General features: G+C 69.7%; 21 protein-coding genes, 3 tRNA genes and 4 pseudogenes. 8 read left to right on the top strand and 20 right to left on the bottom strand.

The annotated features are described in order from the left end of the window. Positions 1–18 precede the first annotated feature (18 nt). The 6 genes and pseudogenes from FHS42_RS00675 to FHS42_RS36060 form a co-directional block, all read right to left on the bottom strand. On the bottom strand, positions 19–1,140 hold the full coding sequence (locus FHS42_RS00675; protein ID WP_184568504.1) for a hypothetical protein: 1,122 nt from the start codon (positions 1,138–1,140) through the stop codon (positions 19–21). Positions 1,141–1,239: 99 nt separating this feature from the next. Beyond that, entirely contained in the window at positions 1,240–3,321 is a 2,082-nt protein-coding gene (gene fxlM, locus FHS42_RS00670; protein WP_184568503.1) for a methyltransferase, FxLD system, read from the bottom strand. Positions 3,322–3,344: 23 nt separating this feature from the next. Next, positions 3,345–4,616, bottom strand: a pseudogene (locus FHS42_RS00665) (lanthionine synthetase C family protein). Beyond that, positions 4,613–7,684, bottom strand: a complete 3,072-nt coding sequence (locus tag FHS42_RS00660; RefSeq protein ID WP_184568502.1) for a lantibiotic dehydratase — start codon at positions 7,682–7,684, stop codon at positions 4,613–4,615. Before FHS42_RS00660 ends, FHS42_RS00665 begins: the two are co-directional and overlap by 4 nt. An 86-nt stretch (positions 7,685–7,770) precedes the next feature. Continuing rightward, positions 7,771–7,944 (bottom strand): FxLD family lanthipeptide, encoded by a 174-nt coding sequence (locus FHS42_RS00655; RefSeq protein WP_184568501.1) that lies wholly within the window; start codon positions 7,942–7,944, stop codon positions 7,771–7,773. Between the two features lie 242 nt (positions 7,945–8,186). Beyond that, complete coding sequence (locus tag FHS42_RS36060) at positions 8,187–8,624, bottom strand: DUF6082 family protein (protein ID WP_221475932.1); 438 nt, start codon at positions 8,622–8,624, stop codon at positions 8,187–8,189. Between FHS42_RS36060 and FHS42_RS38935 the strand changes: the two are divergent. After that, positions 8,508–8,789, top strand: a pseudogene (locus FHS42_RS38935) (Arm DNA-binding domain-containing protein); the annotation flags it as partial. The gene FHS42_RS36060 and the pseudogene FHS42_RS38935 overlap by 117 nt on opposite strands. A 251-nt stretch (positions 8,790–9,040) precedes the next feature. Here FHS42_RS38935 and FHS42_RS38930 read toward each other — a convergent pair. Continuing rightward, positions 9,041–9,460, bottom strand: coding sequence for a hypothetical protein (locus tag FHS42_RS38930; RefSeq protein ID WP_184568499.1), 420 nt, complete (start codon positions 9,458–9,460; stop codon positions 9,041–9,043). 192 nt (positions 9,461–9,652) lie between these two features. Here FHS42_RS38930 and FHS42_RS38925 point away from each other — a divergent pair. Together FHS42_RS38925 and FHS42_RS36050 are read left to right on the top strand one after the other, a co-directional pair. Continuing rightward, positions 9,653–9,892: pseudogene (locus tag FHS42_RS38925) on the top strand (site-specific integrase); the annotation flags it as partial. 69 nt (positions 9,893–9,961) lie between these two features. After that, on the top strand, positions 9,962–10,132 hold the full coding sequence (locus FHS42_RS36050; RefSeq protein ID WP_221476099.1) for a hypothetical protein: 171 nt from the start codon (positions 9,962–9,964) through the stop codon (positions 10,130–10,132). Between the two features lie 123 nt (positions 10,133–10,255). Here FHS42_RS36050 and FHS42_RS00635 read toward each other — a convergent pair. The 3 genes from FHS42_RS00635 to FHS42_RS00625 form a co-directional block, all read right to left on the bottom strand. After that, positions 10,256–10,332 (bottom strand) — tRNA-Ile (locus FHS42_RS00635). 207 nt (positions 10,333–10,539) lie between these two features. Further along, positions 10,540–10,612 (bottom strand) — tRNA-Asn (locus FHS42_RS00630). Between the two features lie 5 nt (positions 10,613–10,617). Beyond that, positions 10,618–10,690: transfer RNA gene (locus tag FHS42_RS00625), tRNA-Asn, on the bottom strand. Between the two features lie 235 nt (positions 10,691–10,925). Here FHS42_RS00625 and FHS42_RS00620 point away from each other — a divergent pair. After that, positions 10,926–11,225 carry a YtxH domain-containing protein gene (locus tag FHS42_RS00620; protein ID WP_184568497.1) on the top strand — a complete coding sequence of 100 codons (300 nt, stop codon included), beginning with the start codon at positions 10,926–10,928 and terminating at the stop codon, positions 11,223–11,225. Positions 11,226–11,513: 288 nt separating this feature from the next. Further along, positions 11,514–12,956, top strand: coding sequence for an FGGY family carbohydrate kinase (locus FHS42_RS00615; RefSeq protein ID WP_184568496.1), 1,443 nt, complete (start codon positions 11,514–11,516; stop codon positions 12,954–12,956). A 135-nt stretch (positions 12,957–13,091) separates the two neighbouring features. Here FHS42_RS00615 and FHS42_RS00610 read toward each other — a convergent pair whose 3' ends face one another. The 5 genes from FHS42_RS00610 to FHS42_RS00590 form a co-directional block, all read right to left on the bottom strand. Then, a complete protein-coding gene (locus tag FHS42_RS00610) occupies positions 13,092–14,447 on the bottom strand; it encodes an RNA polymerase sigma factor (protein ID WP_184568495.1) in 1,356 nt (451 codons plus the stop codon). Positions 14,448–14,527: 80 nt separating this feature from the next. After that, on the bottom strand, positions 14,528–16,501 hold the full coding sequence (dnaG, locus tag FHS42_RS00605; RefSeq protein ID WP_184568494.1) for a DNA primase: 1,974 nt from the start codon (positions 16,499–16,501) through the stop codon (positions 14,528–14,530). A 45-nt stretch (positions 16,502–16,546) separates the two neighbouring features. After that, positions 16,547–17,101, bottom strand: a complete 555-nt coding sequence (locus tag FHS42_RS00600; RefSeq protein ID WP_184568493.1) for a GNAT family N-acetyltransferase — start codon at positions 17,099–17,101, stop codon at positions 16,547–16,549. A gap of 253 nt (positions 17,102–17,354) precedes the next feature. Next, complete coding sequence (locus FHS42_RS00595) at positions 17,355–18,644, bottom strand: NAD(P)/FAD-dependent oxidoreductase (RefSeq protein WP_184568492.1); 1,290 nt, start codon at positions 18,642–18,644, stop codon at positions 17,355–17,357. A 413-nt stretch (positions 18,645–19,057) separates the two neighbouring features. Further along, on the bottom strand, positions 19,058–20,434 hold the full coding sequence (locus tag FHS42_RS00590) for a deoxyguanosinetriphosphate triphosphohydrolase (RefSeq protein ID WP_184568491.1): 1,377 nt from the start codon (positions 20,432–20,434) through the stop codon (positions 19,058–19,060). Positions 20,435–20,510: 76 nt separating this feature from the next. On the opposite strand from FHS42_RS00590, the pseudogene FHS42_RS00585 reads away from it, so the two are divergent. After that, a pseudogene (locus FHS42_RS00585) lies at positions 20,511–20,792 on the top strand (molybdopterin dinucleotide binding domain-containing protein); the annotation flags it as partial. 150 nt (positions 20,793–20,942) lie between these two features. Here FHS42_RS00585 and FHS42_RS00580 read toward each other — a convergent pair. From FHS42_RS00580 to cutA, 3 genes are all read right to left on the bottom strand, one after another. Further along, complete coding sequence (locus FHS42_RS00580) at positions 20,943–21,398, bottom strand: MarR family winged helix-turn-helix transcriptional regulator (protein WP_184568489.1); 456 nt, start codon at positions 21,396–21,398, stop codon at positions 20,943–20,945. A gap of 141 nt (positions 21,399–21,539) precedes the next feature. Then, on the bottom strand, positions 21,540–22,541 hold the full coding sequence (locus tag FHS42_RS00575; RefSeq protein ID WP_184568488.1) for an adenosine deaminase: 1,002 nt from the start codon (positions 22,539–22,541) through the stop codon (positions 21,540–21,542). Positions 22,542–22,721: 180 nt separating this feature from the next. After that, positions 22,722–23,096 (bottom strand): divalent-cation tolerance protein CutA, encoded by a 375-nt coding sequence (gene cutA / locus FHS42_RS36465; RefSeq protein ID WP_376772489.1) that lies wholly within the window; start codon positions 23,094–23,096, stop codon positions 22,722–22,724. Between the two features lie 163 nt (positions 23,097–23,259). Here cutA and FHS42_RS00565 point away from each other — a divergent pair, with 163 nt between their 5' ends. Continuing rightward, the gene (locus FHS42_RS00565; protein ID WP_184568487.1) at positions 23,260–23,604 is read left to right on the top strand and encodes a cupin domain-containing protein; all 345 of its coding nucleotides are present in this window, start codon (positions 23,260–23,262) and stop codon (positions 23,602–23,604) included. 196 nt (positions 23,605–23,800) lie between these two features. Here the strand turns inward: FHS42_RS00565 and FHS42_RS00560 are convergent, their stop codons facing one another. Then, positions 23,801–24,232 carry an ATP-binding protein gene (locus FHS42_RS00560; protein WP_184568486.1) on the bottom strand — a complete coding sequence of 144 codons (432 nt, stop codon included), beginning with the start codon at positions 24,230–24,232 and terminating at the stop codon, positions 23,801–23,803. A 317-nt stretch (positions 24,233–24,549) separates the two neighbouring features. Between FHS42_RS00560 and FHS42_RS00555 the strand changes: the two genes are divergently transcribed. After that, positions 24,550–25,518, top strand: coding sequence for a helix-turn-helix transcriptional regulator (locus tag FHS42_RS00555; RefSeq protein ID WP_184568485.1), 969 nt, complete (start codon positions 24,550–24,552; stop codon positions 25,516–25,518). A 22-nt stretch (positions 25,519–25,540) separates the two neighbouring features. Here FHS42_RS00555 and FHS42_RS00550 read toward each other — a convergent pair whose 3' ends face one another. Then, positions 25,541–26,080, bottom strand: coding sequence for a hypothetical protein (locus tag FHS42_RS00550; RefSeq protein ID WP_184568484.1), 540 nt, complete (start codon positions 26,078–26,080; stop codon positions 25,541–25,543). Positions 26,081–26,082 lie beyond the last annotated feature (2 nt).

The following is a 26,082-nucleotide window of genomic DNA, read 5'->3' as shown; positions in this document are numbered from 1 at the left end:
GAATCCTCAAAGCCCGGCTCAACCGGTCGCCGTGTGCAACGCAGACTGGGTGCCCAGAGAGCGAGTGATCACCGCTTCACTGGAGTCGAGCGCGGCGGATAGACCGGCGGACAGATCGTCAGGGAGAGTGCCGCTCCCCAGTCCACAGGACCGAATTAGGTCTCGGCAGTCCCGGGCTTGGTTGCCTGTGAGGAGTGTGCTGCACATAGCGTGGGCCAGAATCTCGCGGGCTGCGTATCCGTTGAGCGTATCCGTCGTACGTCGGAGCAGGTCCTCCACGAGCCGAGGCGCCTCGTAATGGTTCGGGCCGATCACGTCCAGGACTGTGAGGCCGAGGCGGATATCGAAGACGGTCAGCCCTGGTTGCTCATCGTGGTCGAGATAGGTGCTCACCAGTCCGGTCGCGCGGGCATCGAGGTCCTGACTGGTGCCGCGTCGGCACAGTGCGGTGAGACACGCGGTGACAGCCTGTTCCCACGGATCGCCTGGCGTCGTGCTGCTGAGCAGTCCGACAGCGCGTTCGGTGTCGCCTGCGGTGAGTGCTGCGACTACGGCGACTTGGCGTCCGTCGAGCATCCGTGTGCCGACGCCGCGGTGCAGCTCGATGTGCGCGAGGGCTTCGGACCAGCGGCCCGTGGTGGTGAGGCTGCGCGTGCCGTCGGCGAGCACTACGCGCCACAGCCAAGCGTGGACTTCCCGCCGGTCCTCGTCGGAGCGAGTAAGCCTCCCCGGCACGGTGATGCCCTCGAAAACGGCGGTCCGGTCCGCACCGACGGCCTCGTACAGGTCCAGTAGTCGTTGGCGGCCGTCGTCGTTGTGGCCGGCGCGGATCTGCAAGCGTGCCAGGTTGACCAGAGGTTCCAGCCCACGGATGGCGCTCATGGCGGGCAGCGGGCCTGCGCGCAGGTACGCCTCGGCGTGCCAGTGGCACATGGAGCGGGCGAGGTCGGGGAGGTCGATGTCGGAGGCGAGTAGGGCGGCCTGATTGAAGACGGCCGAGGCAACGCCCTGGTCGCCACGTTGCACCGCTTTCTCAGCCAGTTCCACCAGAGCCGTCACGCGGGCGTGCAGCGGCAGGCAGGCGGGCCGGAATCGAGCGACGAGCGGAAAGCGCCTGGCTATCGGGCCGTGCGAGTCCATGTGTGCCCCCTGGAGCAACGTGACGGGATGAGCTGGGGCGAACCGGTGGTGCCCGTCGGATACGCGACGGGCACCACTTCCTTCACTGCCGGGCGGGTATCACCGCCAGTCGACGACGATGCGGTTCAGCGGGGTGTCGAGAGCGAACAGGCCGGGGGCCTGCTCGATGGCCGGGGCGTCGAGGGACTGGATCTCGAACGTTGCTTCGCGGTCGCGGTACTCGCGGTCCCAGGTACGGATGGAGTCTGCGACCCGCGCGGCCAGCTCGTCACTGCCGGGGCCGTGGCCGATGACGCCGAACTCCCACAGCTTGCCGCCCTCTGGAGTCTTCTTCTCCGACAGTCGGCGGGCGAGGTAGGTAACGGCGCCCTTGTCGACCACGGCAGTTGAGGACGGGTAGGGGTCTTCGGTGAGCAGCGCCCCCTTGGCTTCCTTCGGGAACAGCATCCGCATCAGGCCGCTGGGCAGCGAGCAGGTGACGAACAGCTCCATCCACTCCGGGGACTCCATGACGCGGACCATCATCCCGGTCCACTCCTCGGTGCGCGGCTGCTCCAGCACTGCGGCCAAGGCCCCAGCGTCGATGGGCTGTCCGGCGGAGGTCTGGAGCCGTACGGTGCCGTCGGCGCTGAGCGGGATGACGGGTCGGGCGTCGTCGGCGATGCCCCTGCGCAGCGGCATGAAGGTGTTCATCTTGCTGCTGACGCTGGTCCAGCGGCCGTCGCGCTGCTCGTAGGCGATGGATCGGGACACGCTGCCCTTGAGGCGTTGGGGAACCACGAGCCTTCCACCGGGCGCGAGTTGGTCGATCCAGGCGTGAGGGACGCCGTGTGCGCCGACGGTAGCGATGATCCGGTCGTACGGTGCGCCCTCGGCGTGACCGATGGCTCCGTCGCGGGTCAGCGCCTCGACGTTGGTGAACCCGGCTGCGGCAAGGTGCGCACGCGCTCCTTCCACGAGGTCGTCGTCCACATCGATGGTGGTGACGTGGCCGGTCTCACCGACGAGATGAGCGAGCAGCGCGGCGTTGTAGCCGGTGCCGGCGCCGAGTTCGAGGACGCGTTCGCCGGGCTGGACCTCCAACTGGTCCAGCATGATCGCGACGATTTGCGGCTGGGAGGCGCAGGAGATCGACGTGCCGTCGGTGTCGAATTTGACGTCGACCACCGTGTTGGCGTATGCGTCTTCAAGCGTCGCGTCGGGCACGAACAGGTGGCGGGGCACGGTGCGCAGCGCGGTCTCGACCGCAGGGGTGCGGGCGTAGCCGGATTCGCGGATCTTGTCGACCAGGGCGTTGCGGAGCTGGGCCGCGTCGGCCTCGGAGTTGGCGAGCGTGTCGGTATTCACCACCTTGACGCTAGTGGTTTCGGGCGTCCCCTCGGCGGACGACGCGGTGTTGTCACTCGATCCCATGACTGCCTCTCGTGCGATGTTGAACAGGGCGCTCTGGTCATCGGGAAGAAGACCGGCGCGGTTGGCGTGGAAGATCAGGTGGTGGGTGATGACGGTTCGTAGGCCGCGCCTGATCCCACCGTTGGCGGCAAGGTCGGCCAGCGTGGCACCCGCCCGTTCGAAGGCAGCTACCCACTCGTCGTGTCCGGCCATTGGGCCGGCCGGGCGGGACAGGCTGCGCGTGTCAACGGTCATCAGCTTCTTGACCGCCGCGCCCAGGGCAATTGCGCGATCAGGTGGCAGTGTTCCCGGCACCGATCGGAGTGCGGCTGCCTTCGCCCAGACGTCGCCTTGCTCGAACCAGTCCAAGCTGGCGGCGCGCATCATGGCGCTGATCAGGAGGACGGCTGTCTCCAGGCGGCCCACGTGCCCAGGACCTGGCTGATAGATGAGCAGGTGGCGGCTGTCCTCGTGGAACAGTTCGTGGGCGGCGTTCATGGCACATGGACCGCCGAAGGCAGCCGTCTCCGGCTCGTAGATACCGGGCAGCCAGGTCTTCACCAGCCCGCTCTCTACGAGTTCACTCAGGACTGACTGGGCCGTCGGCGACGGCCGGGTGGCGCGATACCGGAGCGGCCAGGGCTGCTTGTTCATGAACCACCAGCCGTCGAGCTCCCCGGCCTCCTCGGCCGCGAGCAGGGCCGGGCCGAGGTGTTCGGCGATGGCGCGCTTGCCGGTGTCGCGGTCGGCGAAGGTGATGTTGTGCTGGTGCCAGCGGTCCGGGGCCATAGTGAGGTCCTTCGGTCGGTGGGTCAGGCGATGAGGAGGCAGGTGTCCCAGCCGGATTGGGGCGGGGCGGTGGTGGCAGGGGCCAGCAGCGCCAGCGCCATTCCGGCGGCGCCGTTCAGGAATCCGGGCCCTGCTTCCTCGTCCTTGATGACCGCCCCTGCTGTCTCCTCCGGGACGGTTCCGGGCGGGCAGGCGGTAGCCAAAAGCGGGGGTATCGCCGCGCGGAGCTACCCGACCGTGGAGGGGTGCGCGTCGTCGGCGATCCGGGCCGCGATGTGGGCGAGGCCGGCGGAGCCGTGGCACAGGCCGTTGTCCGTGGTCGCCTTGAGCTGCGCACGATCGGTGAGGGCGGACACAACCGCGTTCTCCGCTTCGACCTGGCGGCCGGTGTCGCCGAGGGCGAGTGCGGCAAGTTGCCGGGCACGGGCCAGACCGGCGGTTCCGTAGCACCACGACGGTCGCCGCGGCGGGGACGGGTCGAGACGTCCGGTGCGCAGCTCGTCTCTCCTGACCCAGTACGGCCACGCTTCGCCTTGGCCCGTCCTCTCTTGCCACCGGCCCAACCAGGCCAGGATGGTGCGGACGGCGTCTCGGTGGCCACCGACGGTGACGCCCCGTCGGGCGGCGAGGGCCAGCAGGGCGAGCACACCGCCGATGCCGTGCGCCATACCGTTGTTGGCGTGACCGCCCGGATAGCGGTCGTCTCGTCGGCCGGTGGGTCCGCTGAGGGTCCACCACCCCGGCAGGGCGTCGCCGTCGTGGTTCGTCGATTCGGTGAGGCGTACGCAGTAGTCGAGAACAGCACGTACGTCGATGCCGTTGGGGTCTCGGCGCAGAGCGTAGGCACCGTAGCCCGCCAGACCCCGGATCGTGTCGAACTCCGCGTACTCCGGGAGGCGTCCCGTGTCGATGCGCCGGTGCGCGGCCTCCAAGCGGCGGCGGATGTCGGCCCCTACCTGCTGGTCCAGGGTGGTCAGGGCGCGCCGATAGGCGCCGGGAAGCTGGTCAGCGGCACAGGCCATGACGTGCGCGAGGGCGGGCGCACCGTAGAAGGGGTGGCTGTCGGGGCCGCTGGTGATCGGCTGCCGGGTGGCCGCGGCAAGCCAGTCGTGGGCGCGCTGCCAAGGTCCCAGGCCGGCGGCGGCCCGTTCGATGTGCAGCAGGGCAATACCGGTCGGCCCGTACGCGAGGTGCTGGCGGTGAAGCGGCGCGTCCGGCCCCAGAGGTGCGGTCGCGGGGTCGGCCAGGAGGTCGGCGACGGCGTCCGCGGTCTTGAGCGCGACGGGGTGGGTCATCGTTCCCTCCGGGCCATCCAGGCCAGGGCGGCGGCGCGGGTGAGATAGAGGCAGATCTCTTCCTCGGCGAAGTCGACCGCCACGTGCCGTACGAAGTGCACATGCAGGAGCGAAGAGAGGACGTCGTCCAGGCCGATGCCCTTGGTATCCGGGCCGGGGAGGTGCGACCGGTAGGCGCTGAGTGCCATGTCCCGTTCGGCCCACGCCTCTACGATGGTGTGCCCGCCGGGCGCGCCGCGCAGCGCCGACCAGTTGCCGGACGGATCGGCCAGCCGTACGGTCTCGGTGAATTCCGGGCGCGGCACCGTCGCGGGTGCGGCGGGCGGGATGTGGTCGATCAGCCATGGCATTGCCTTCTCCGTGCCACCGAGGAACGCGGAGGCGATGGCAATGGTGTGCGCGGCCACCAGTGCACGTCGAGGCGGACGGTGCGGCTGGGAGAGCTGGGCGACGACGACACGCGAGTCCGCGCGGAACACCTCCTCGGCCGCGTTCCAGGCATTCCCTGAACCCCAGCGCCCCATTTCACGGTAGGAGGTGGGGAAGCGCATGTCCGACAACAATCCGATGGTGCGCAGCTCATCGGCCCAGGTGCCGACCGTACGGGCCGCAGCGGCGAAGGCGTCGGAATCAGGCAAAGCGATCCGCAGCCGCACGTGCTGATCCGGGTCGCGGAAACGGATGCACCACCACGGCGGGCCGCCGAGCCGATCCAGCAGGACCGGGAGGTGCTGGGCGAGCAGGGCATCTTGACGGCGTAAGTCGCCGTACAGGGTGGCCAGCAGCAGGGACGAGACTCCGGGCGTTTGGATCTGCTCCGGCGAGAAAGCGCGGGCTGGTGTGGGGGTCGGCAGCGCGGGCCACGCCGGCGGTCGTGTCGCCTTGAGCGGCATGACGACCTCATGCGCACGGCCGTCGGACCAGCCGTACGCGTCGGTCGCCTCGGCTTCCACGAACACCGCCAGGGGGGCGTGGTTCAGGTGCTGGCGCAGCAGGGTGCGGTGTCCGGCCTGGTCGAGGTCGAGGTGAAGGCGTCGGTCCTCCTCGGCCATCAGCACTCGCTGCGGCATCCGACGCCGCGTCCGCCATTCCTTCAAGACGGTGTCCCACTGGTCCTGGGGCCGGTCGCGGCCGGGTAGCTCGGCCGCCCCCAGCCGCCACCGTGCGGGGGCGAGCACCGTGCGCCCGTAACGGAGCCGGGGCAGGAACGGCATTGCGCTCGCGGCGCCCCAGTTGAACAGGGTGACCTGCGCGCACTGGGCGCGGGACAGCTCCGTGAGGAACCGGACCAGTGGCGGGGTGTGCGTGGTGAGGTTCAGCGCGTGCATCCCCACGGCCTCGACGCGCTGACCGAGTTCGGGTGCCGCCAGATACATACGGCGCCCGTCGCACGCCACCGCCAGGTCGCCGGGCGTCAGGACGTCGCTGCTGGTAGCGCGGTGCTCCTGGACGCTGATCACTGTGGGCAGCACCTGCGGAGTTCGCGTGACGTGGGCGCTGGTGGACAGCAGAGGAGGGAACGACAACTGCGCGGCGATGGTGCCGCCGTCAGCGGTCGGCAGATCGGCCAGCTCCGCCGACAGCACATCGCGGTCCTCGGGAGCCAGCACGCTGAGGAAGCGGCCGGTGGTGACCCCAACACCACGGGACACGCTTGTGATCTCCAAGCGAAAGTGCCCGCGGTGCAGCTCCTCGATGCTGGCCGCGTGCACGTGAACGCCGACCTCTAGGTGCGGCGGCACCCTGGGGCGCTCCGGCCCCAGGTCCATCGCGGCGATCAGATCATCGGTGAGCACCACCTCGTTGCGGCCGTCGAGAGCGGCGGCCTGCGCCAGCCGAACCAAGGTGTCGTCCCGCTCGGAGAGGCGGGAGCGGTCTTCGGCGGTCTGGGTGCCCGGGTACCCGTCGGGAAAGCCGGTACCACTGTCGGCGACGACCTCGCGGAGCGGCACCATCGTGCCGATGCCGTACCGCTCGTAGAACCGCCGCTGGTACGCCTTCCAGGCCGTTGTTCCGTACGGGTGGGCGCTGATCCGGGTCAGGACGCTGGCGGCACGCTCGATCTCCTGCGCCACGGCTTCGGGCAACTCGACCTGAGCGTCCAGCCGCAGATCCAGCGCCAAGGGGTGCCGCTTCAAGTCCGGGACCAACGCCCGCATCCGGGCACTGGCCCGGGCCCGGCCCCTTCGGGAACCGCATCCGCTGAGTTCGTTCTGCACGGCGCGCAGTTCGCGGACCGTCTCAGCAACCGGTGCCACACTGTCGGCACCCACCTCGTCGAGCCGGGTCACCAGGTAGCGCAGAGCGTCGGTCTCCGTACTCGGTGCGTGCAGGTTCGTGATCAGCACCTGGTGCTCAACCAGTTCTCGTACCAGTCGTTGAACCTTCTCCGCCCCTGCTGCGGGGAACTCGGCAGCGAGCTTGTCCGCGAGGATGCCCGCAGGGATCGGCTCGCGTGCTGCGTCCAGGACTGCCCGCACCGGACCGGTCAGAGCCACCGATGCCTCGACCGCGCGCCGACGGGCGCCCTGGGGGTCGGACTTGTACGGCACGATGAGCCGGTCACCGCGTTCCGCCGTGGTGTTGTTGACGGCGACCATAAGCCGTTCCATCAGTTCACAGCAGGACTCCAGCCGTTCGACCACGGCGGTCAGCCACTCCGCACTCGCCCGGCCGACAACCGTGTGGTCCGTGCCCCACGCTGCCTGCGCCCTGTGCCCGACGGTGGCCGGGGCCACGCCGGCGAACAGGCCGAACGGTGTCGCCCGGTGTTCGGCGCGCAGCACATAGCGCGCCACTGAGGCCACGGCGCGCCGCACGTCACGCGCTGCCGGATCGCTGGACGAGCACAGTGCGCGCACCTGCGAAGCAAGAGCAGGGCTGGCGTGCTCCAGAGCCTCAGCGATGTCCGCCTCGGACCACACCTCGCGCAGCCATTTGAGCCGGGCAGCCGTGCTGCGAGGAGAGGGGTCATCAAGGTCCGGGCACACCGAAATGGGAAGTTCCGGGTGGGCGACCGCGCGGAGGAGAACGGCCCTCCCGGCGCGAAACGCAGTGCTCGAAGCCATCACAACCTCCGTGGTCCTGGCGGGCGGCAGGTGCCTTCGCGCGGTGAGTCGCGAAGGCACCGGCCTGAGATGACGTGCGCCTCAGATCAGGCGACGTTGGTGGTGCAGGCGCCGCAGGTCTCGCCGCAGCCGTCGTTCGTCAGGCTGATCAGGCCGGCGGTGTCGGAGACCTCCACCAGGGAGACGTCCAGGTCGAAGCCGTCCGTCGTACCCGAATCCTGGGGGGTCACCTGCGTGGTGTGTGCGATCTGGGGACTCATACGAACTCCCGTTTTTTCGAATCGAATTGCGGATGGTGGTACTGCCGGGCCCTACGTGCGGAGCGTATGGAGACCGCAACGCAGCAGGAGTGCTTCCCGGCCACCCGACCCGGCCTCGGCGCTGATCGCGCGGACGCATCAACTCCGCTTTCCGGAGCGGGAGTGCTACCGCCTCGACGAGCCGGGCTCAGGGCAACCGGCCCGCCGGGGCGGAGTCTGTGGGCGGCAGTCGGCTGGAGGGGTCAGGCCGCTGCCTTGTCCGTGGCGTTCAGCTCGAACTCGTCAGCCATGACCGCGTTGAAGGCTCGGTCGATACGGTCTGCGGCCTCTTCCTCGCGGAAGGAGCCGAATCGCGACCAGTATGAGCGCGCGATGCCGCGGTCCATCAGCCGGCGAACGTTCGTCCGCAAGGACTGACGATCGAGCAGGCCGACGCGGTACTTCACCGCGAGGAAGGCGACCAGGCGGTTGCACTGCGCGTACTCCTCACCGGTGGCCTCTCCGGGGATGGCCCACACGGCCTGATGGTCGGTGTCGGCGGCCACGTCGGAGATCCACTTCGCGTGCATGGACGCGGCGTCCAGAGCGAGCTTCTGCCGGTGCCGGTGCTGCCCCCCGGAGAGCACGAGTTGCGCGGTGCCGACGGCGGCGACGATCAGCAAGGCGTGCGCCAACTTCATCCAGCTTGGCCTTTCATCGTTGTGGGTGCGGGAACCGCCCCGGTGACGCCGCAGAAGGGGCACGGCACCTGGTACTTCTACTTCGAACTCGAAGCCGGGGAGGGCGGCAAGCGTCGGCACGTACGACGAGGGGGATTCGCCACCAAGAACGACGCGAAGGCGAAGGCCGAGGAGATCTACCGCGACGCTGTCGGAGGCGCTGACGTCCTCAGAGACGCCACCGTGGGCGAGGACCTGCACACCTGGCTCAAGAGGAAGAGGGGCCTGGCTCGCACCACCCGGCACGGGCACGAGGAGCACATCGCGCTCTACCTCGAACCGCACCTCGGGCACATCAAGCGTCGCGACCTCAAGCTGCGCCACGTCGAGGCTCTGTACGACGCGATCGAGCGCGAGAACTCCGAGCGGCTGCTTCACTACGCCAAGATGGTCGAGTTGCAGGAGGCGCGCCCTGTCGCCCATACCGCGTGGGTCCGGTCCGCGGGCAAGAAGGAGGAGCGGCGGCGCACGCGCCGGGCCTGCCTGTGCGCCAACGCCGCGCTGCGCGAGGGCCGCAAGGGCAAGCGAAAGATCACCAGCGCCGCGACGATGCACCGCATCAACGCCACCCTCAGCTCGTTCCTAGGCAGCGGCATCAAGCGCGGCGAGTACGCGACCAACTGGGCGGCGATGGTCGAGCTGCCGGCGGTGAAGCGGCCCAAGGCACTGGTCTGGACGCCGGAGCGAGTCGAAGAGTGGAAGCGGACAGGCCAAAAGCCCAGCCCCGTCATGGTGTGGACACCGGAGCAGACCGGCCAGTTCCTCGACTCCATATGCGATGACCGGCTGTACGGCATGTGGCACGGGTTCATCTTCCGTGGTCCCCGGCGCGGTGAGATGGCAGCTCTGCCCTGGCCGGAGATAAGCCTGTCCGGACCATGGTTCCGGATCTCCGCACAAACGGTTGAGATCGCGTACCGGCAGTACGACGAAGCTCCGAAGCAGGACAGCGTCCGTACCGTCACTCTCGATGCCCTGACTCGCGGCCATTGCAGAACTGGCGGATCACTCGCAGCAAAGAGCGTGAGCAGTGGTCCGGAGAGGAAGCATGGGTTGAGAGCAACCGGGTCTGGACCCATGAAAACGGCGAACCACTGCACCCCGACTGGATCAGCCGACGGTTCAACCGGCTCGTGCAACTGTCCGGGCTCCCCCCGGTCCGGCTGCACGACACCCGGCACCTGTCGGCGACGCTGGCGCTCCTCGGCGGGGCGGACATCAAGGTCGTCCAGGAGCGGCTGGGACACAGCTCCCGCCAGATCACCTCGGACACCTACACGAGCGTCCTGCCTCAGCTCATGACCGCTGAGGCGGAGTCGACGAGCGCAGTCGTGCCCCGGTCCTCCCAGAAGGAGAAGCCTCCGAACGAGGAAGGCAACAAGCCCGAGGGTGAGAACGAAGAGGGCCCCGACGAGGCACCCGAGGGCGACGACGGTGGCTCGAACGAGGAACTACGTCCCGCCGCTTGACCTGCGTCCTCAATTTGTCCTCACGATCATGAAACAGTGATCGCGAAGGGCCGCCGAGACCCCGTCATACCCGCCCCTGACCTGCTAAGACCCTGGTCAGAACGATTCCTCTGCCACTTGAGGTGGTGGGGCGGGTGGGACTCGAACCCACGACCGACGGATTATGAGTCCGCTGCTCTAACCGGCTGAGCTACCGCCCCGTAACGGCGCGTCGCGCACATCTGTGCGCGCCGTCTGCCGCAGCATAGCCGCTCATACGATCTGCTGCCCCTGAGGGTCCGCATCGCGCATCTATGAGGAGTGTGGGCTGCTCGGGTGCGGTTCCCCGGTGGGAGAAATTCGGGTCTACGGGGAGGTGGGCAGGGCTGCGGGCATGAAAAAAGCCCCTTGCGGGGCTCTTTCTTCAGCTCCCCCGACTGGACTCGAACCAGTAACCCTCCGGTTAACAGCCGAATGCTCTGCCAATTGAGCTACAGGGGACCGAGCTCCCCCGACTGGACTCGAACCAGTAACCTGCCGGTTAACAGCCGGCTGCTCTGCCAATTGAGCTACAGGGGATTGCTCTGTGTGCCTCGATCGCGCTCCTGTCCGGCTCCTCCGGGCGGCGCGCGCTCGCTGCGACACATACATTAGCGCAAGCAGGGGGGTGCTTCGCCAATCGGTTCCCCGTGGATGATCAGGGGGGTGGTCAGTGGGTGATCACCAGCCGCGGCGGGTAGACGGGCAGCACAACCCAGCGGGTCTGTTGTGTTCCGTGTGGTCCAGCAGCGGAGAAGCCAGGAAAGGTGGAGTGATGCGCTACCGGCTGACGTTCATCACCGGAGTCGCCGTCGGCTACGTGCTCGGCGCGCGGGCGGGGCGCGAGCGGTACGAGCAGTTGCGCAAGAGCGCGCAGCGAGTCTCCCAGAATCCGGCGGTCCGCAATACGGCCGAGGCCGCCGCGCACAGCGGGCGCGAGGCGGCGGGCAAGGCGTTCGATGCGGTCAGCGCGAAGCTCGGCGACCGGCTCCCCGACTCCGTTTCGGAGCGGGTCCAGTCGCTGCGTGAGCAACGCAACGCCACGGAAGATGACTGGGGCACGAGCAACACCTAGTGCCGTGCAGCGGCTCACGCCGCTCGACAGTTCACGTCGCGGGCCCGGGGCAGCACGTCCCGGGCCCGCCTCGTCTCCCCGGGGGCACGTCTCGGGCCCGCTCCGGATGCCCGGGGGGGCGACGCCGCGCGGTCATACCGGGTCCAGGTCCGTACCGCACGCCGGCCGGCAGGTTTCGCCGAATCCTGGGATTCGGGCAGGTCAGGAGCCATGCGCGGGGCGGCCTGTAGGGCGTTGACCCTTCCCGCGTGGCGGCGACTGCCGGGCGATAAGGCATTATCGGGGCCCATGGGGATAGTCGCCGGGTTGGACAGTTCGTCTGAGTGCACGCGCGTCGTCGTCTGCGACACGGACACGGGCGCCGTACTCAAGCAGGGTTACGCTCCGCATCCCGCGACCGGGACCGATGTGGACCCGCAAGCGTGGTTGCTGTCGCTGGGGGAGGCCGCGGACGGCGGATTGCTCGAAGGTGTGCAGGCCATCGGCGTCTCCGCCCAGCAAAACGGGCTGCTCGTCCTGGACGCGGGCGGGGTGCTCGTACGTCCCGCGATGCTGGGGAACGACAAGCGTGCGCAGACCGCCGCCGCCGATCTGGTGGACGCGCTCGGCGGGCGGCCCGCTTGGGCCGAGGCGGTGGGAACCGTGCCGCACGCGGCGCAGGCCGTGGCGAAGCTGCGCTGGTTGGCGCGCTCCGAGCCCGATGCTGCGCGGCGGGTGGCCGAGGTGCTTCAGCCGCATGACTGGCTCGTGTGGCAACTCCTTGGGCGGCCGGCGCGACGTACCACTGACCGCGGGGCCGCGTCGGGCACCGGCTATTGGTCGGCCGCGACCGGTCAGTACCGCTCCGACCTCGCCGAGCTGGCGCTCGGGCATCCGCTGCGGCTGCCGGAGGTCATCGCGCCGGCCGAGCCCGCGGGGCACACGCCGGAGGGGCTGCTGATCTCGGCCGGCACCGGCGAGACCATGGCCGCCGCCTTCGGGCTCGGGGTTTCCCTCGGGGACGCGGTGGTCTCGCTCGGCGCCTCGGGTTCGGTGTTCGCCGTCCACCACACGGCGCTGGCCGATCCGACCGGCACGATCACCTCGTACGCGGACGCCACCGGCATGCATCTGCCCGTGGTGCACACGCTCAACGCCGTACGGGCGCTGCGCGGCACCGCCGAGTTGCTGGGCACCGACCTGGAGGGGCTGTCCGAGCTGGCCTTGAAGTCCACGCCCGGTTCGCACGGGCTGGTGTTGCTGCCGTATTTGGAGGGCGAGCGCACCCCGCACCTTCCGCACGCTGCGGGCACCTTGTCGGGTCTGCGCCGGGAGAGCATGAAGCCCGAGCACCTGGCGCGGGCGTCGTTCGAGGGGATGTTGTGCGGGCTCGCGGACGCCCTTGATGTGTTGCGCGCGCGCGGCGTGGAGGTGCGGCGGGTGTTCCTGCTGGGCCCAACAGCCGGGCTGCCCGCGGTGCAGGCCATAGCTCCCTCGGTGCTCGGAGCGGCGATCGTGGTGCCCGAGCCTGCCGACTATGCGGCGATCGGGGCCGCGCGGCAGGCCGCGTGGGCGCTCGGCGTCAGCCACGGCACTCTCGCCCCGCATACGCCGCCGACCTGGCCCGCTGCCGCCAGCCAACTCTTTGAGCCCGGTGACGAACTAGCGGTGGGGCAGTCGGTGCGGCAGCAGTTCGGGACGGTACGCGAACAGACCCACCCGGACGCCTTCACTTGGAATCCAGCGGGATAAGCGAGGTGAGGGGCGCTGCCCTCCCCTCCACGGCAGTTCGGGCCGGCCCCGGATCGGACTGCCTGTCGCCGACCCCGCGTCAGCGGATCGGGGCAGGTAGCCGCGGGCCGCGTTGAGCGGTCGTAGGGGTGGGCGTCAGTCCAGGTAGCCGCGGAGTTGGTCGGCGAAGGCGTGGTCGCGGAGCTTGTTGAGGGTTTTGGATTCGATCTGGCGGATACGTTCGCGGGTGACGCCGAAGATGCGGCCGATCTCCTCCAAGGTGCGTGGGCGCCCATCGGCGAGTCCGTAACGGAGTTGGACGACCTTGCGTTCGCGTTCACCGAGGGTGGACAGGACCGCCTCCAGGTGTTCGCGTAGCAGCAAAAAGGCCGCGGACTCCACCGGGGACGCGGCGTCGCCGTCCTCGATCAGGTCGCCGAGTGCGACATCGTCCTCCTCGCCGACCGGCGCATGCAGCGAAACCGGCTCCTGAGCGAGCCGCAACACATCGCAGACTCGTTCCGTTGGCAGCCCGAGTTGGTCGGCGACCTCGGCGGAGCTGGGCTCGTAGCCCCGTTCCTGAAGCATCCGGCGCTGCACCCGCACCACGCGATTGATCAGTTCAACGACGTGTACCGGCACCCGGATGGTGCGGGCCTGGTCGGCGAGCGCGCGGGACATGGCCTGGCGAATCCACCAGGTCGCGTACGTGGAGAACTTGTAGCCACGTGCGTAGTCGAACTTCTCGACCGCGCGGATCAGGCCGAGGTTCCCCTCCTGGACGAGGTCGAGCATGGTCAACCCGCGCCCCACGTACCGCTTCGCCACCGAGACCACGAGCCGGAGGTTCGCCTCGATCAGGCGGCGCTTGGCCATGCGGCCTCGCACGACCAAGGTGTCGAGGTCGAGGGCGAGTTGGGAGTCCACGTCGGATGAGTTCGTGAGCTTCGCCTCCGCGAAGAGGCCGGCCTCGACGCAGCGCGCCAGCTCCACCTCCTCGGCCGCCGAGAGCAACGAGATTCGGCCGATCTCGCGCAGGTACTGCCGGAACAGGTCCGATGACGGGCCGGAGGTGTCCGGCCGCGGCGGCGCATCCAGTGCGGTGTCCTGCTCGGCTGCACCGGGCTGAGCTTGTGCCTCGGCCTCGACGCTCGGTTCGGTGGCTGGCTCTCCGTGGCGTGTGGGGCCCGTGGCGGCTTCGGTGGCTACGGGGCCGGGAAGATCGCCGGCGTCCGCGGGAGAGTGCGGCTCGGCGGTGGCAGTTAGCTGCCCGGCTCCCGTCTCCGGGTGGCGCGAGGCGAGGCTTTGTGGCGGCACGAGGGGCGCCGTGGTGGTGAGGGTCTGGGTCTGCACGGGGGCGACCTCCAGGGTGATCACCGACAGATCGTGGGCGGCGTTCGGCAGCAGGACGGCTGCGGCCTGGCCGCCATCCGTCCCGTACGTCATGAGGGGATCTGCGGGGGATTCCGGGCCCGCCTGGCCAGCACCGCCACGCTCCAAAGGCTCAGGCACCGGCTCCAGTGTGGGGCACGACACACTGTCGCCACGAGGGGCGTGCGCGCACTTTCTGAGACCGGTGCGTGACCGGGCGGCTACAGTGCGGCGGCCCCGCGCTCGCGCAGCGACTGCCCGTACTGCTGGAGGACCCACAGCTCGTTTTGTACGGCGGTGAGGTGGGCGGGGTCGGCGTGCTGGTCGAGGCGCTGGAGGTTGCCCCGGATCTCGGTGACTCGCTGGTTGACCGCGGCCAGCCGCACGGCCACAAGCTGCACGCCCGCGTAGATCTCATCAGCGTCGCGCCGGGTGTGCAGCGGCTCCACGGCCAGCTCGGTGACCAGCGCCCGCACCGTGTCGTCGGGCGCGGCCTCGCGCACCCGGGTCAGATAGCCCGCGTCGGCCGACGTCACCCCACCGGCCTCCTCGATGACGCCGCGGACCACCGCGTAGGGCGGGGCGGTGAACTCATCCGCGCCGTACGCGTCGAAGGTCGGGGCGACCAGCTCGGGCCGCTGTAGTGCGAGCTTGAGCAGCTCGCGCTCGACGCGGTGGGCCGGGCTGCGGAGGTTGAGCGCGGGACCGCGCGACGTGGGCGGAGCGGCGGGGCGCTGCCCCACTGTCCCGCGCTGCTCGTCGCGTCCTGCCGAGTCGTACGAGCCCGGCCGGCCGTTCTCGCCCCGCTGCTGGCCGTACGCGCCGCCACGGCCGCCGCTGGAACTGCCGCGTTGGCCGTGCTGACGGTTCCACTGGGCGAGTTGGCTCACGCGCTTCACGACGAACTGGTTGTCGGTGACGTAGCCGAGCAGTCCGGAGAGCATGACGGCGTACCGGTGGCGGATGGCGGCGTCCTTGATGTTCGCCACGATGGGCGCCGCTTCCTCCAGCGCCGCCGCCTGCCCTTCGGGCGATTCGGCGTCGTACTTGACGATGACGGACCGGATGGCGAACTCGAAGAGTGCCGTGCTGCGCTCAACGAGGTCACGGACGGCCTCGTCACCTTGGGCCAGGCGCAGATCGCATGGGTCCATGCCGCCGGGGCTGATGGCGATGGACGTACGCGCCGCGAACTTCTGGTCGTCCTCGAAGGCGCGCAGCGCGGCACGCTGCCCGGCGGCGTCTCCGTCGAAGGTGAAGATCACCTGGCCGCGGGAGTTGTCCATGAGGAGTCGCCGCAAGATCTTGATGTGCTCGCTTGCGAAGGCAGTGCCGCAAGTGGCGATGGCCGTGGTCACGCCGGCGAGGTGGCAGGCCATGACGTCCGTGTAGCCCTCGACGACGACCGCCTGGTTGGTCTTGGCGATCTCCTTCTTGGCGAGGTCGATGCCGTAGAGCACCTGGGACTTGCGGTAGAGCGGGGTCTCGGGCGTGTTCAGGTACTTCGGGCCGTTGTCGTCGTCGCGCAGCTTGCGGGCGCCGAAGCCGATGACCTCGCCGGTGATATCGCGGATGGGCCACATCAGGCGGCCCCGGAAGCGGTCGATGGGCCCCCGGCGGCCCTCCTGGGCCAGGCCGGCGAGCAGCATTTCCTTGTCGCTGAAGCCCCGGCCGCGCAGGAAGCGGATCAGCTGGTCCCAGCCCGCTGGGCTGTAGCCGACGCCGAAATGCGCGGCGGCGGCCTGGTCGAAGCCGCGCTCGGCGAGGAACGCGCGGCCGATCTCGGCCTCGGACCCGGCCAGCTGCTCGGCGTAGAACTGTGCGGTCACCTTGTGGGCCTCGACCAGGCGGGTGCGCTCGCCCTGCTGGCGGCCGGGGGTGTATCCGCCCTCCTCATAGCGCAGGGTCACGCCGGCGATGGAGGCCAGGCGCTCGATGGTCTCGGCGAACGAGAGGTGATCCATCTTCATGATGAAATCGACCGTGTCGCCGCCCTCTTGGCAGCCGAAGCAGTAGAAGAGTCCCTTGCTCGGACTGATCTGGAACGAAGGGGACTTCTCATCATGGAACGGGCATAGGCCCTTGAGGTTGCCTCCGCCGCCGTTGCGCAACTGGAGGTACTCGGACACGACGGCGTCGATCGGGACCGCGTCCCTGACCGCCCTCACATCGTCGTCATTGATCCGTCCTGCCACGCGTGAATTCTACGGGCGGCCACCGACACTCCGATCCCGATACGGCTAGAGCTTGCTCACGAAGATCAGATGACGGCCGCTGGGTGCGAGATCGAACTCCTCCCCCACGGCCGTGAAGCCCTCTCGCTCGTAGAAGCCACGGGCGCCGGTGCGGCCATTGCACCAGGCCCAGCGGGCCCCGCGCGCCGCAGCCTCGGCGAGTCCGGCGCGCAGCACGGCCACGCCGTAGCCCTGGCCGCGGACGGCGGGATCGCTGGCCAGGCCCCGAAATTGATGGCACGCCCCGGCCTCCGCGCCCGCTACCGGCCCGGTGATCTCGGTAGCGGCGGCCGGCAGCGGACTCGGGAAAGCGGTCATGCAGGCCAGCGGCCGGTCAGCGGCCAGGAGCCGGCCAGGCCCCGCGAGCGGGTCACGGCCGACGAGCGGGCCGGGCGGGACCGCGCCGTCCGGTGCGGCCTCCGCGTACGCCGCCACATGGAAGACACCCGCGAGGCCATCCTGCGGATAATTAGCGGCCTCGCGGGGCAACCCGGGGCGGAGGACGGACCACCGCAGGTGGAAGATCTCCGCCACCGGGACCACGGACGTACGGATCGACATATGGCCACGCTACGTGAGCGGGCCCGGGTGTGACATGAGCGTCCTCAAGGGGCCAGAGAGGTTTCGGGTATCTCGGGTATCGGTGAGGTCTCTGAGATACCAGGGATCTCGGCGGGTCTTTGGGGTTTGTGGTGTTCCTGCCGTTTCTGGGATTTCTGCGATCTCAGGGTCCGCTGGTATCTCGGGGGCACAGCCCGCTTCGGAGGCGTCAAGGGCATCAGACACATCGCAGGCATCATGGATATCGAGGACATCAAGCCAGCAGTGTGGCCAGCGGGACCGATGGGTCGGCGAGGGCGTGCGGATCGATGGGGGCGCCGGAGCGAATGAGGGCCTGGATCGACTCGGTGACATCCCACACGTTCACGTTCATCCCGGCCAGCAACCGTCCATCGGCGGTGAGCCAGAAAGCGATGAACTCCTGCTTGCCGACATCGCCCCGGCACACCACCTGCGCATAGCTGCCGGGCGGCGCGTAACCGGAATACTCCAGGCCCACGTCGTACTGGTCCGAGAAGAAGTACGGCACCCTGTCGTACGTCACGCCCTGGCCGAGCATGCCGCGGGCGGCGGCCGGGCCGCCGTTGAGGGCGTTGGCCCAGTGCTCGACGCGTAGCAGGGAGCCGTGTGGGGGGCCATCGGGGGACAGCGAGAGCGGAAAGGCTGCCGCATCGCCGGCGGCGAAGATGTCCGGGTCCGAGGTGCACAGGCCGGCGTCCACGGCGATGCCGCCGCGGGAGGGTCCGGTGCGCGGGGCGATCTCCAGGCCGGCGGCCTCGGCGAGCGCGGTGCGCGGGGCTGCGCCGATCGCGGCGAGTACGGCGTGTGCGGGGTGCTCCTCGCCGTCGTCGGTGTGCACGGCCAGGACCATGCCGTCTTGGCCGGTGATTTCGGTGAGCCTGGCCCCGAAGTGGAAGCGGACGCCGTGCGCGCCGTGCAGATCGGTGAACAGGGCGCCGAGTTCGGGGCCGACGACGGCGTGCAGGGGGCAGGGCTCGGGCTCGACGATGGTCACCTCGGCGCCATAGCCGCGGGCGGCTGCGGCCACTTCGAGGCCGATCCAGCCGGCGCCCGCGATGACCAGGTGCCCGTTGTCCCGCCCGAGCGAAGCGAGCACGCCGCGCAGCCGCTCAGCGTGCGCGAGGCGGCGCAGATGGTGCACGCCGGCCAGGTCGGTGCCGGGGACCTCCAGGCGCCGTGGCTCGGCCCCGGTGGCGAGCAGCAACCGGTCGTAGTGGATGCGGGTGCCGTCGCCCAGGCGCACGGACTTGGCGGCCCGGTCGAGTTGCACGGCGGGCTGGCCGAGGTGGAGTTCGATATCGGCCTGCGCGTACCATCCGGGCTCGTGTACGAAGACGCTTTCGCGCTCCTCGGTGCCGTTGAGGAACCCCTTGGATAGGGGTGGGCGTTCATAGGGGTGGTCGCGCTCATCACAGATGAGGATCACCCGGCCGGTGAACCCCTCGGCCCGGAGTGTCTCGGCGGCCTTCGCCCCCGCCAGACCTCCTCCGACGATGACGAACGTCCGATGTGCATCGACCACTTGTCGCCTCCTCGCTCGCGCGCGGTACGCCTGCGCCCCGAGTACGCCCCGGGCACGCCTGTGCGGGCGTACGCCCCTTGGTACACCCAGCATGAACGCTCGGTATACACCCGGTCGTACTAGCCACAGGGAGGGTCCCGCACGGAACGAGCCGCGGGAAGAGGCACTACGCCGGACGGGCCAGCGGATCGCCTGCCCAGCGACGTCGCCGAGGCTGTGCGGCGGGCCGAGTGGGGGCCGGCACGGGCTGTCCGTTGGCCCCTGCGCGGCTGCCGCGGGCCGTTTGCCTGGCTCCTACCGGCGGCTTGCCTGGCCCGTACGTGCTGCGCACCGGCCGCGTACCGGCTGCGTACCGGCCGCGTACCGACAGTGAGTCGGCCGGCCGCGCAGGAAGCCAGTCTGGGCCGGTCGGGTCAGCGGGGGGTGGCCAGGCGGGCGCGCAGGGAGCGGGCTGAGGCGTCGGTGAGGGCCGCGATCTGGTCCACGATCGCGCGCAGCCTGGCCGTATCGTCGGCGGCAGCCGTGAACAGCGCGCGGAATTGCGGGTCCAGGCCGTGTGGGGCGCGGGCGATCAACACGTCGGCCAACTCGGCGATGACGACCCGTTGATCGGCGCGAAGAAGCTCCTGGTCCGCTCGCTGGATGACATACCGGTCGGCGACGGCCTTGAGGACCGCGCATTCCAGCCGTACGGAACGGGGGACGACGAGCGCGGCCCCGTAGCGGGTGAGCCGCCCCGCCCCGTAGCTGGCCCGGGTCGCCTCCTCGGCGGCCAGGCAGAAGCGCCCGATGAGCTGGCTGGTGGCGTCCTTGAGCCGGGCCTGGGCGATGGCGGAGCCGTCATAACCGTGCGGCCACCACTCCTGGTCGAGCAGCCGGTCGAGTGCCTCGGCCAGCTCGTCGTGCTCGGCACCCGGGGCGTACCGGCTTGCGGCGACCGCGAACACCTCGCGCCGCTCCGGCTCGGCGAGCAGCATGCCCGGGTCCAGGTGCCCGGCGTGCAGGCCGTCTTCGACGTCGTGCACGGAGTACGCGACATCGTCGGACCAGTCCATGATCTGGGCCTCGAAGCAGGTCCGGTCGTTAGGGGCGCCCTGCCTGAACCAGTGGAAGACCGGCAGGTCGTCCTCGTACACCCCGCACTTGGGCGACGCGGGATCGGCGGGGTGGCCACCGCGCGGCCACGGGTACTTGGTGGCGGCGTCGAGCACCGCGCGAGTGAGGTTGAGGCCGACGCTCACCGGCTCGTCCCCGTTGGTGCCGGTGACGAATCGCTTCGGTTCGAGCCGGGCGAGCAGCCGCAGCGACTGGGCGTTGCCCTCGAATCCGCCGCAGGGCTCGGCGACCTCGTTGAGCGCCTGCTCCCCGTTGTGCCCGAACGGCGGGTGTCCGAGATCGTGCGCTAGGCAGGCCACCTCAACCAGGTCCGGGTCGCAGCCGAGCGCGGCACCTAGTTCCCGGCCCACCTGGGCGCATTCCAGGGAGTGCGTCAGCCGGGTGCGCGGGCTCGCGTCCCACGCCTGCGCGCTCGTGCCGGGCGTCACCACCTGTGTCTTTCCGGCGAGCCTGCGCAGCGCGGCGGAGTGCAGCACCCGGGCCCGGTCCCGTTGGAAGGCGGTGCGGCCCGGCCGCTTGTCGGGCTCGGGCGCCCACCGCTCCAGGTCAGCGGTCGCATAGCCGGGGACGCCTGGCTTCCTTTCCTCGCCGGTGTCGGCGAAGGGTTGAGTCGCTTGAGCGGGCTGACCGGATTGACCGGGCTCGCCGGGCGCTGTCGGTGATGTGCCGTTCATACCTCGACGGTAACCGCCGGGTGTGACACCCGGTGGGGACGGGCAGGGGCGGTGGCCTCCTCGGAGCAGCGCAACAGCGATCGCGCCGGGCCCGTTCGCCGAGTTGCATCCGCTGCTCGCGGAGCGCATCGGGGCCTCGGACGGCGATGAGCTCGCCGTCGTTTCCCGCCGGGGCCGGGCCGTCGCCCCGGCCATCATCAGCCGTGGCATCCGGCCGGACACCGTCTTCAAGCCGTTTCCCTTGCCAGGCCAGGGCCGCGCCAACTCCCTCACCGACCCCGCCATCGACCCGATGTCGCGGATGCCCGAGCTCAAGGTGTGCGCCGTAGGGGTGGAGTTGGCGCGCGGTACGGCCTAACGGCAGCCCGCCCCGGGCGACGCCACGGTGAGACCGATAAGACCGGTGAGACCGGTGAGACCGGTGAGACCGGTGAGACCGGTGAGACCGGTGAACGCAGCGGAAGCAGTGAGAGCGGGTGCGAGTGCGGGAGCAGGCACCGGATGGTGGTCAGTGGTGCCACGCCTCGCCCCCCGTGTTGTGGATCATCCGCTGGAGCACCTTCAGCGTGGTGAGGTAATCCTGGTCGGGGATGCCCTCGTGCACCGTTTCCCGGTTGGCTACCTGGATCTCGACGGCCTGCGCGTAGACGGCCCTGCCCTCGTCCGTCAACTGAAGCCGTTGGGCCTCGTCCACTACGAGCAGCCCTCGCTCCAGCGTGGCATCGATCTCCGGGCCCAGGGCGTCGCCGACGCCCAAGTACCCCTGGAGGACGGCCGCCACCTCCTCCCGCGTTTTGCCGTGCGTGCTCTCGGCCACCTGGTGCAGCGTCCACCACTGCGGCTGGGTGAGCCCGACCGTTTGGAGGCCGGCCCTGATGTAGGTGACGACCGCCGTGCTCGCGGCCCAACTCCAGTAGCCGATCGGCTGCTTGACCAATTCTTCGTCGCTGTGTGAGAAGTCCATGTCCCCGACCGTAGGAGTTGAACCATTGTTGAAGTCAAGCGGTCGGGGGAACCGCGATGGTGCGCCAGGGGAGCCGCGCCCGGGCCAGACAATTCAGGCGGGGTCGGGGTGGCCGGGTGGCTCCCATCGCGCACCACCTCGCTACCCCCCGTACGCGTCCACCTCCGCCAGGTATCCGGCCCGGGTCTCCTCGTCGATGAAGGCCGCCAGGAACGAGTTCCGGGCGAGGGTGCGCAGCGTGGCGCCATCGAGCCCGAGCGCGTCGCGTACAGCGGTGTAGTTGTCGCCCACATAGCCGCCGAAGTACGCCGGGTCGTCGGAGTTGACCGTGACCAGCAGCCCGGCCGTGAGCATCTCGCGCAAGGGGTGATCCGCAAGCCGCTCGTGCACCCGTAGCCGTACGTTGGACAGCGGGCAGACGGTCAGCGGCACCTGTTCCGCTACGAGTCGCGCCACCAGGTCCGCGTCCTCAAGGCAGCGCACGCCGTGGTCGATCCGGTCCACGCCGAGGACGTCGAGCGCCTCCCAGACGTATCCGGGCGGCCCCTCCTCCCCCGCGTGCGCCACACACTTCAAACCGGCGTCCCTGGCCCGCTCGAAGACCTCGCGAAACTTCGACGGCGGGTTGCCCACCTCTGCCGAGTCGAGGCCGACCGCGGCGATGCGATCCAGCCAGGGCCGGGCCGCCTCAAAGGTTGTCAGCGCCGACTGGGCACTTTCATCGCGCAGGAAGCACATGATCAAGCGGGTGGTGATGCCGTATGTCTGCGGGGCCTCGTCCAGCGCACGCGACAGGCCGTCGATGACCGTCCCGATCGATACGCCCCGCACGGTGTGGGCCTGCGGATCGAAGAAGATCTCGGCATGCCGTACGCCCTGCGCCCGGGCCCGCGCGAGGTAGGCGTGCGCGAGTTCGGCGAAGTCGTCCTCGGTGCGTAGCACCGCCATCAGCGCGTAGTAGAGGTTGAGGAAGGACTGGAGGTCGGTGAAGGAGTACGCGCCGCGCAGCTCGTCCTCGGAGGCGTACGGCAGCGAGATGCCGTTGCGCTGGGCGAGGGCGAAGGCCAGTTCCGGCTCCAGCGTGCCCTCGATGTGAAGGTGGAGCTCTGCGGTGGGAATCGAGGGCGTTGGCAGGTCGGACATGGCACCTATTCTTGCTCTGAGCTGCGGAAAGAAGCTCCAAGCGTAGTTGGTGCCGCTACCGGTCGCCGCCGGCGATCACCGTGCCGAAGGCGCGCCACCGGGCCGCGAGCCGGGCCCCGCACCGTCCGCGCGGCCGGATGGGTGGCGGGCTCGCACTCCCGCGCTCGACGGATGGGTGGCTCACTGTGGATGGGTCTCGTCGCCGACCCACGCCAGGTAGGCCGGGTCGCCGTGGGTGACGGGCGTCGCGATGATCTCCGGGGTGTCGTAGTCGTGCGCCGCACGCAGGTACGCAGCCAGCGCCTCGAACCGTACGGCCGTCGTCTTGAGCAGCACCTGCCACTCCCGCCCGATGATCACCTCGCCCTTCCACCGGTAGACGGAGGTGACCGGCCCGCTGATCTGCGCACAGGCCGCCACGCGCTCCGCCACCGCGCCGCGCGCCAGCGCCTCGGCCTTCTCCCTGGCGTCGATGGTGGTCAACACGGTCAGGACGGCGGTCGGGGCGGCGTCCCCGCTGGGCGGGTTCGCGAGGTCAGAGGCGTTCTCGGCCACGGCTGCGGCTCCTTCGGCTTGAGGTTGCGCGACCGGCCGCCCATGCGGGCGGCGGTCGCGCGGAATGCACACGCACACGCGGGGTACCACGGTAGTCGCGCGGGTCGTCCAGGCCCGCGGTACGGTCAAACCGGACATGCCCAGCGCAGCGAAAGGACGGTCCATGGACGACCTCACCGCACTCGCCCGTGAGCATCTCGACAAGGCCAGGATGGAGTCACACGGGCGCAGCGCGCACCTGTTCCTGCATGACGGGCCCCTGCGGCAGAGCCTGATTGCGCTGGTCGCCGGTACGGAGTTGGACGAGCACAACGCCCCGCCCGCGGCAAGCCTTCAGGTGTTGCACGGCCATGTGCGGCTGGTCGGCCGGGAGAGCGGCGACTGGGAACTGATCGCGGGCCAGATGCAGGCTATTCCCCACGAACGGCACGCGCTACGGGCGGTAGAGGATTCGGTGATCTTGTTGACGGCGGTAACCGCCACCCGCGATTGCGAGTTGGAGCCCTAACGACCGACCCCGTCCGCTCCCATGTCCAACGGACTTCCGCCACCTGCAACCGATCTCCAGCCAGCCCGCCCCATGTCAGGACAAGCCAGTAGCCGGGCCCGGGCCTGCGGGCCCAGCCGCACGAAGGCCACCAGGCCATCGGTTCATAAGGCCACCGGAATCACTGGGATCGCTGGAGCACTGGGATCACTGGGTCTCAGCGCGGCAGGTGGACCGTGCTCGTCTTGCCAAGGCCGTCCTCGTCCGGCGCCACCCGCAGCCCGCCGCCCACCTCGTCGGCGAGGGCGGCCACGATGGCCAGGCCCCGGCCGCCGCTGCCGTCGGGGCGCGCCTCGGGGAGCGGGGCGGGGAGGGTGGGGTGTCGGTCATGGACGGCGATGATCAGCGCGTCCGGCGACAGGGTGAGCGTGATATCGGACAGCGGCGATGACACCGCCGCGTGCCGGACGCTGTTGGTGACCAACTCGCTGAGGATGAGCAGCGCGGCGTCGGCCAGCGGGTGCTCGTCGGCGAGCAGCCAGGCGACCAGCAACTGCCGGGCTTCGCGGCGTGCGGTGGGCACGGAGGCGGCGATGGTGGGCAAGCTGAAGGATCTGTGCGCGAGGCTGGGCGTTTTCGTGACGGTCATAACGCCGAATTCACGTCCTTCACGTCATCAACGGCATCCACGACATCACGTCCCTCACGCGTCCTTTCGGCGTACTTCCGACGTCTCGCAGGCCCCCGAGCGATCTGCTGACACCCCTCGGACGACCTTGAGGCGGTACGAGCGGTTTCTACGGTCCAGACCACTGGGCAAATGGTTCGCTCAGACTTCTCTGGCCAGGATGAATCGGGCAGATGGAATTCCGTGCACCGTAGCGTGAATGGCCATCCGCCGGAATGCCGAAAGCTAGACGATGGCCACAACTAGCCGCCCGCGCTGTGGGTTCCTATGCTGGGCCGATGCCGGATGCTCTGCTAGAGCCCGTGGGGCTCGGCGCCACCGAGAGCGCCCTCTACCTCCACGTACTCTCCACTCCACGATGTACGACCGCGCAGCTCGCTGAGGCCGTTGGGGCAACGCCCGCCCAGGTCCGGCCCTGTCTGCGACGCCTTGAGGACGCTGGGCTGATCTCCCGGCTCGCCGGGAAGCCCGCCCGGTACGCAGCCGCCCCACCCAGTGTCGCCTTCGATGCGCTGGCCGAGCGGCGGCACCAGGAGCTTGAGGAGCTTCGCGAACACATCCGTGAGCTGTCCGTACGGTTCCAGGGCGCGACGGCGAACAGCCCCGGAGACCTGATCGAGTTGGTGGAGGGCCCGCACGCGGTGCGGGACCGGGTGGAGCAGCTTCAACTCGGGGCCCAGCGGGAGATGCTGGTCGTGGACTGTCCGCCGTACTTCAGTTCCTCATCGACCGAGAACCCCATCGAGGACCAGTTGCTACGGCGTGGGGTCGATTGCCGCGTCATCTACGACGCATCGGACCTGGAACTGCCCGGTCGGATGGGTTTCGTCTTGGACTGCATCGCCAAGGGCGAGGATGCGCGCAGCCTGCCATCGGCGCGGCTGAAGATGCTGATCGCGGACCGGTCCAACGCCATGATTCCGCTCGTACTTGAGGCCAGCGAGTCATCGGCCGCCATCTTGGTACGCCCGTCGCCGCTGTTGACGGCCATCGTCACCTGCTTCGACTTGATGTGGGAGCGGGCGTCTCCGATCGCCGTCAGCGCGCCGCCCGATGGCCCGCTGGACGAGCGGGACCGGGAGTTGCTGAGCATGCTCGCCGGCGGCATGAAGGACGCGTCGATCATCCGTGCGCTCGGCATCACCCAGCGCACCATGACGCGACGCGTGGCGCAGCTCATGACGCTCATGGACGCCCAGACCCGCTTCCAGGCCGGGTTGCAAGCGGCCCGCCGCGGCTGGCTGTAACCGCCCACCACAGCGCGCACGCCTACGGGTTGGGGGTGGGGCCGTGCACCGAGGGCTGGTTCAGGTTTTCGGGGACCAGGGTTCCCGAGGTTGAGGTGGGCGGGGTTGTGGTTTTCGGGACTGAGGTTTCTGAGGTGGGGCTTTCTGGGACTGTGGTTGCGGGGGCGGGGGCCCCTGAGACCGGGGTTCCCGGGGGCGATGCGTCGGCAGAGCCCGGCGTCGCGTTCCCCGACCTGGTCGGCTCCGGTTGGTGCGGCAGCGGTTCCTCCGACGTCCGGATGGGCTGCGGTATCGGTACGGAGGGCACGGGGGCCGAGGGGCCTACACCGCCGGCTGGTGGGGCGGGGGTGGTGCGACCGTCGTCGGTCAGCAGGGCGGGCACCGTACAGCCGATGCCGATGACGGCCACCGTGGCCACCACGCCCGCCACCACCCGGCGGCGCGCCGCGCGCTCGGCCGCGGCACGTACGGCGGAGGGCGGCGGAACCGGCCGTGCGGAGTGCCGTGCCAGGTCGGCCGCGTCCCGCAGTGCGCGGGTCACTTCTTCTTCGATGTCGCTCATGG

Source organism: Streptomyces zagrosensis (assembly GCF_014203645.1).
In the GTDB taxonomy this organism is placed as follows: Bacteria; Actinomycetota; Actinomycetes; order Streptomycetales; family Streptomycetaceae; genus Streptomyces; species Streptomyces zagrosensis.
The sequence above is the reverse complement of the archived record's forward strand: the minus strand, read 5'-3'. Positions and strand labels throughout refer to the sequence as shown.

Excerpts from the sequence above, each read along its gene's own strand:
- fxlM (WP_184568503.1), bottom strand. The coding sequence starts at position 3,321 with ATGGCCCCGGACCGCTGGCACCAGCACAACATCACCTTCGCCGACCGC.
- FHS42_RS00600 (WP_184568493.1), bottom strand. The coding sequence starts at position 17,101 with ATGTCGATCCGTACGTCCGTGGTCCCGGTGGCGGAGATCTTCCACCTG.
- FHS42_RS38930 (WP_184568499.1), bottom strand. The coding sequence starts at position 9,460 with ATGCCGTACAGCCGGTCATCGCATATGGAGTCGAGGAACTGGCCGGTC.
- FHS42_RS00555 (WP_184568485.1), top strand. The coding sequence starts at position 24,550 with ATGCCGGATGCTCTGCTAGAGCCCGTGGGGCTCGGCGCCACCGAGAGC.
- FHS42_RS00565 (WP_184568487.1), top strand. The coding sequence starts at position 23,260 with ATGGACGACCTCACCGCACTCGCCCGTGAGCATCTCGACAAGGCCAGG.
- FHS42_RS00575 (WP_184568488.1), bottom strand. The coding sequence starts at position 22,541 with ATGTCCGACCTGCCAACGCCCTCGATTCCCACCGCAGAGCTCCACCTT.
- FHS42_RS00590 (WP_184568491.1), bottom strand. The coding sequence starts at position 20,434 with ATGAACGGCACATCACCGACAGCGCCCGGCGAGCCCGGTCAATCCGGT.
- FHS42_RS00620 (WP_184568497.1), top strand. The coding sequence starts at position 10,926 with ATGCGCTACCGGCTGACGTTCATCACCGGAGTCGCCGTCGGCTACGTG.
- FHS42_RS00655 (WP_184568501.1), bottom strand. The coding sequence starts at position 7,944 with ATGAGTCCCCAGATCGCACACACCACGCAGGTGACCCCCCAGGATTCG.
- FHS42_RS36060 (WP_221475932.1), bottom strand. The coding sequence starts at position 8,624 with ATGAAGTTGGCGCACGCCTTGCTGATCGTCGCCGCCGTCGGCACCGCG.
- FHS42_RS00660 (WP_184568502.1), bottom strand. The coding sequence starts at position 7,684 with ATGGCTTCGAGCACTGCGTTTCGCGCCGGGAGGGCCGTTCTCCTCCGC.
- FHS42_RS00615 (WP_184568496.1), top strand. The coding sequence starts at position 11,514 with ATGGGGATAGTCGCCGGGTTGGACAGTTCGTCTGAGTGCACGCGCGTC.
- FHS42_RS00675 (WP_184568504.1), bottom strand. The coding sequence starts at position 1,140 with ATGGACTCGCACGGCCCGATAGCCAGGCGCTTTCCGCTCGTCGCTCGA.
- FHS42_RS00560 (WP_184568486.1), bottom strand. The coding sequence starts at position 24,232 with ATGACCGTCACGAAAACGCCCAGCCTCGCGCACAGATCCTTCAGCTTG.
- FHS42_RS36050 (WP_221476099.1), top strand. The coding sequence starts at position 9,962 with ATGACCGCTGAGGCGGAGTCGACGAGCGCAGTCGTGCCCCGGTCCTCC.
- FHS42_RS00550 (WP_184568484.1), bottom strand. The coding sequence starts at position 26,080 with ATGAGCGACATCGAAGAAGAAGTGACCCGCGCACTGCGGGACGCGGCC.
- FHS42_RS00580 (WP_184568489.1), bottom strand. The coding sequence starts at position 21,398 with ATGGACTTCTCACACAGCGACGAAGAATTGGTCAAGCAGCCGATCGGC.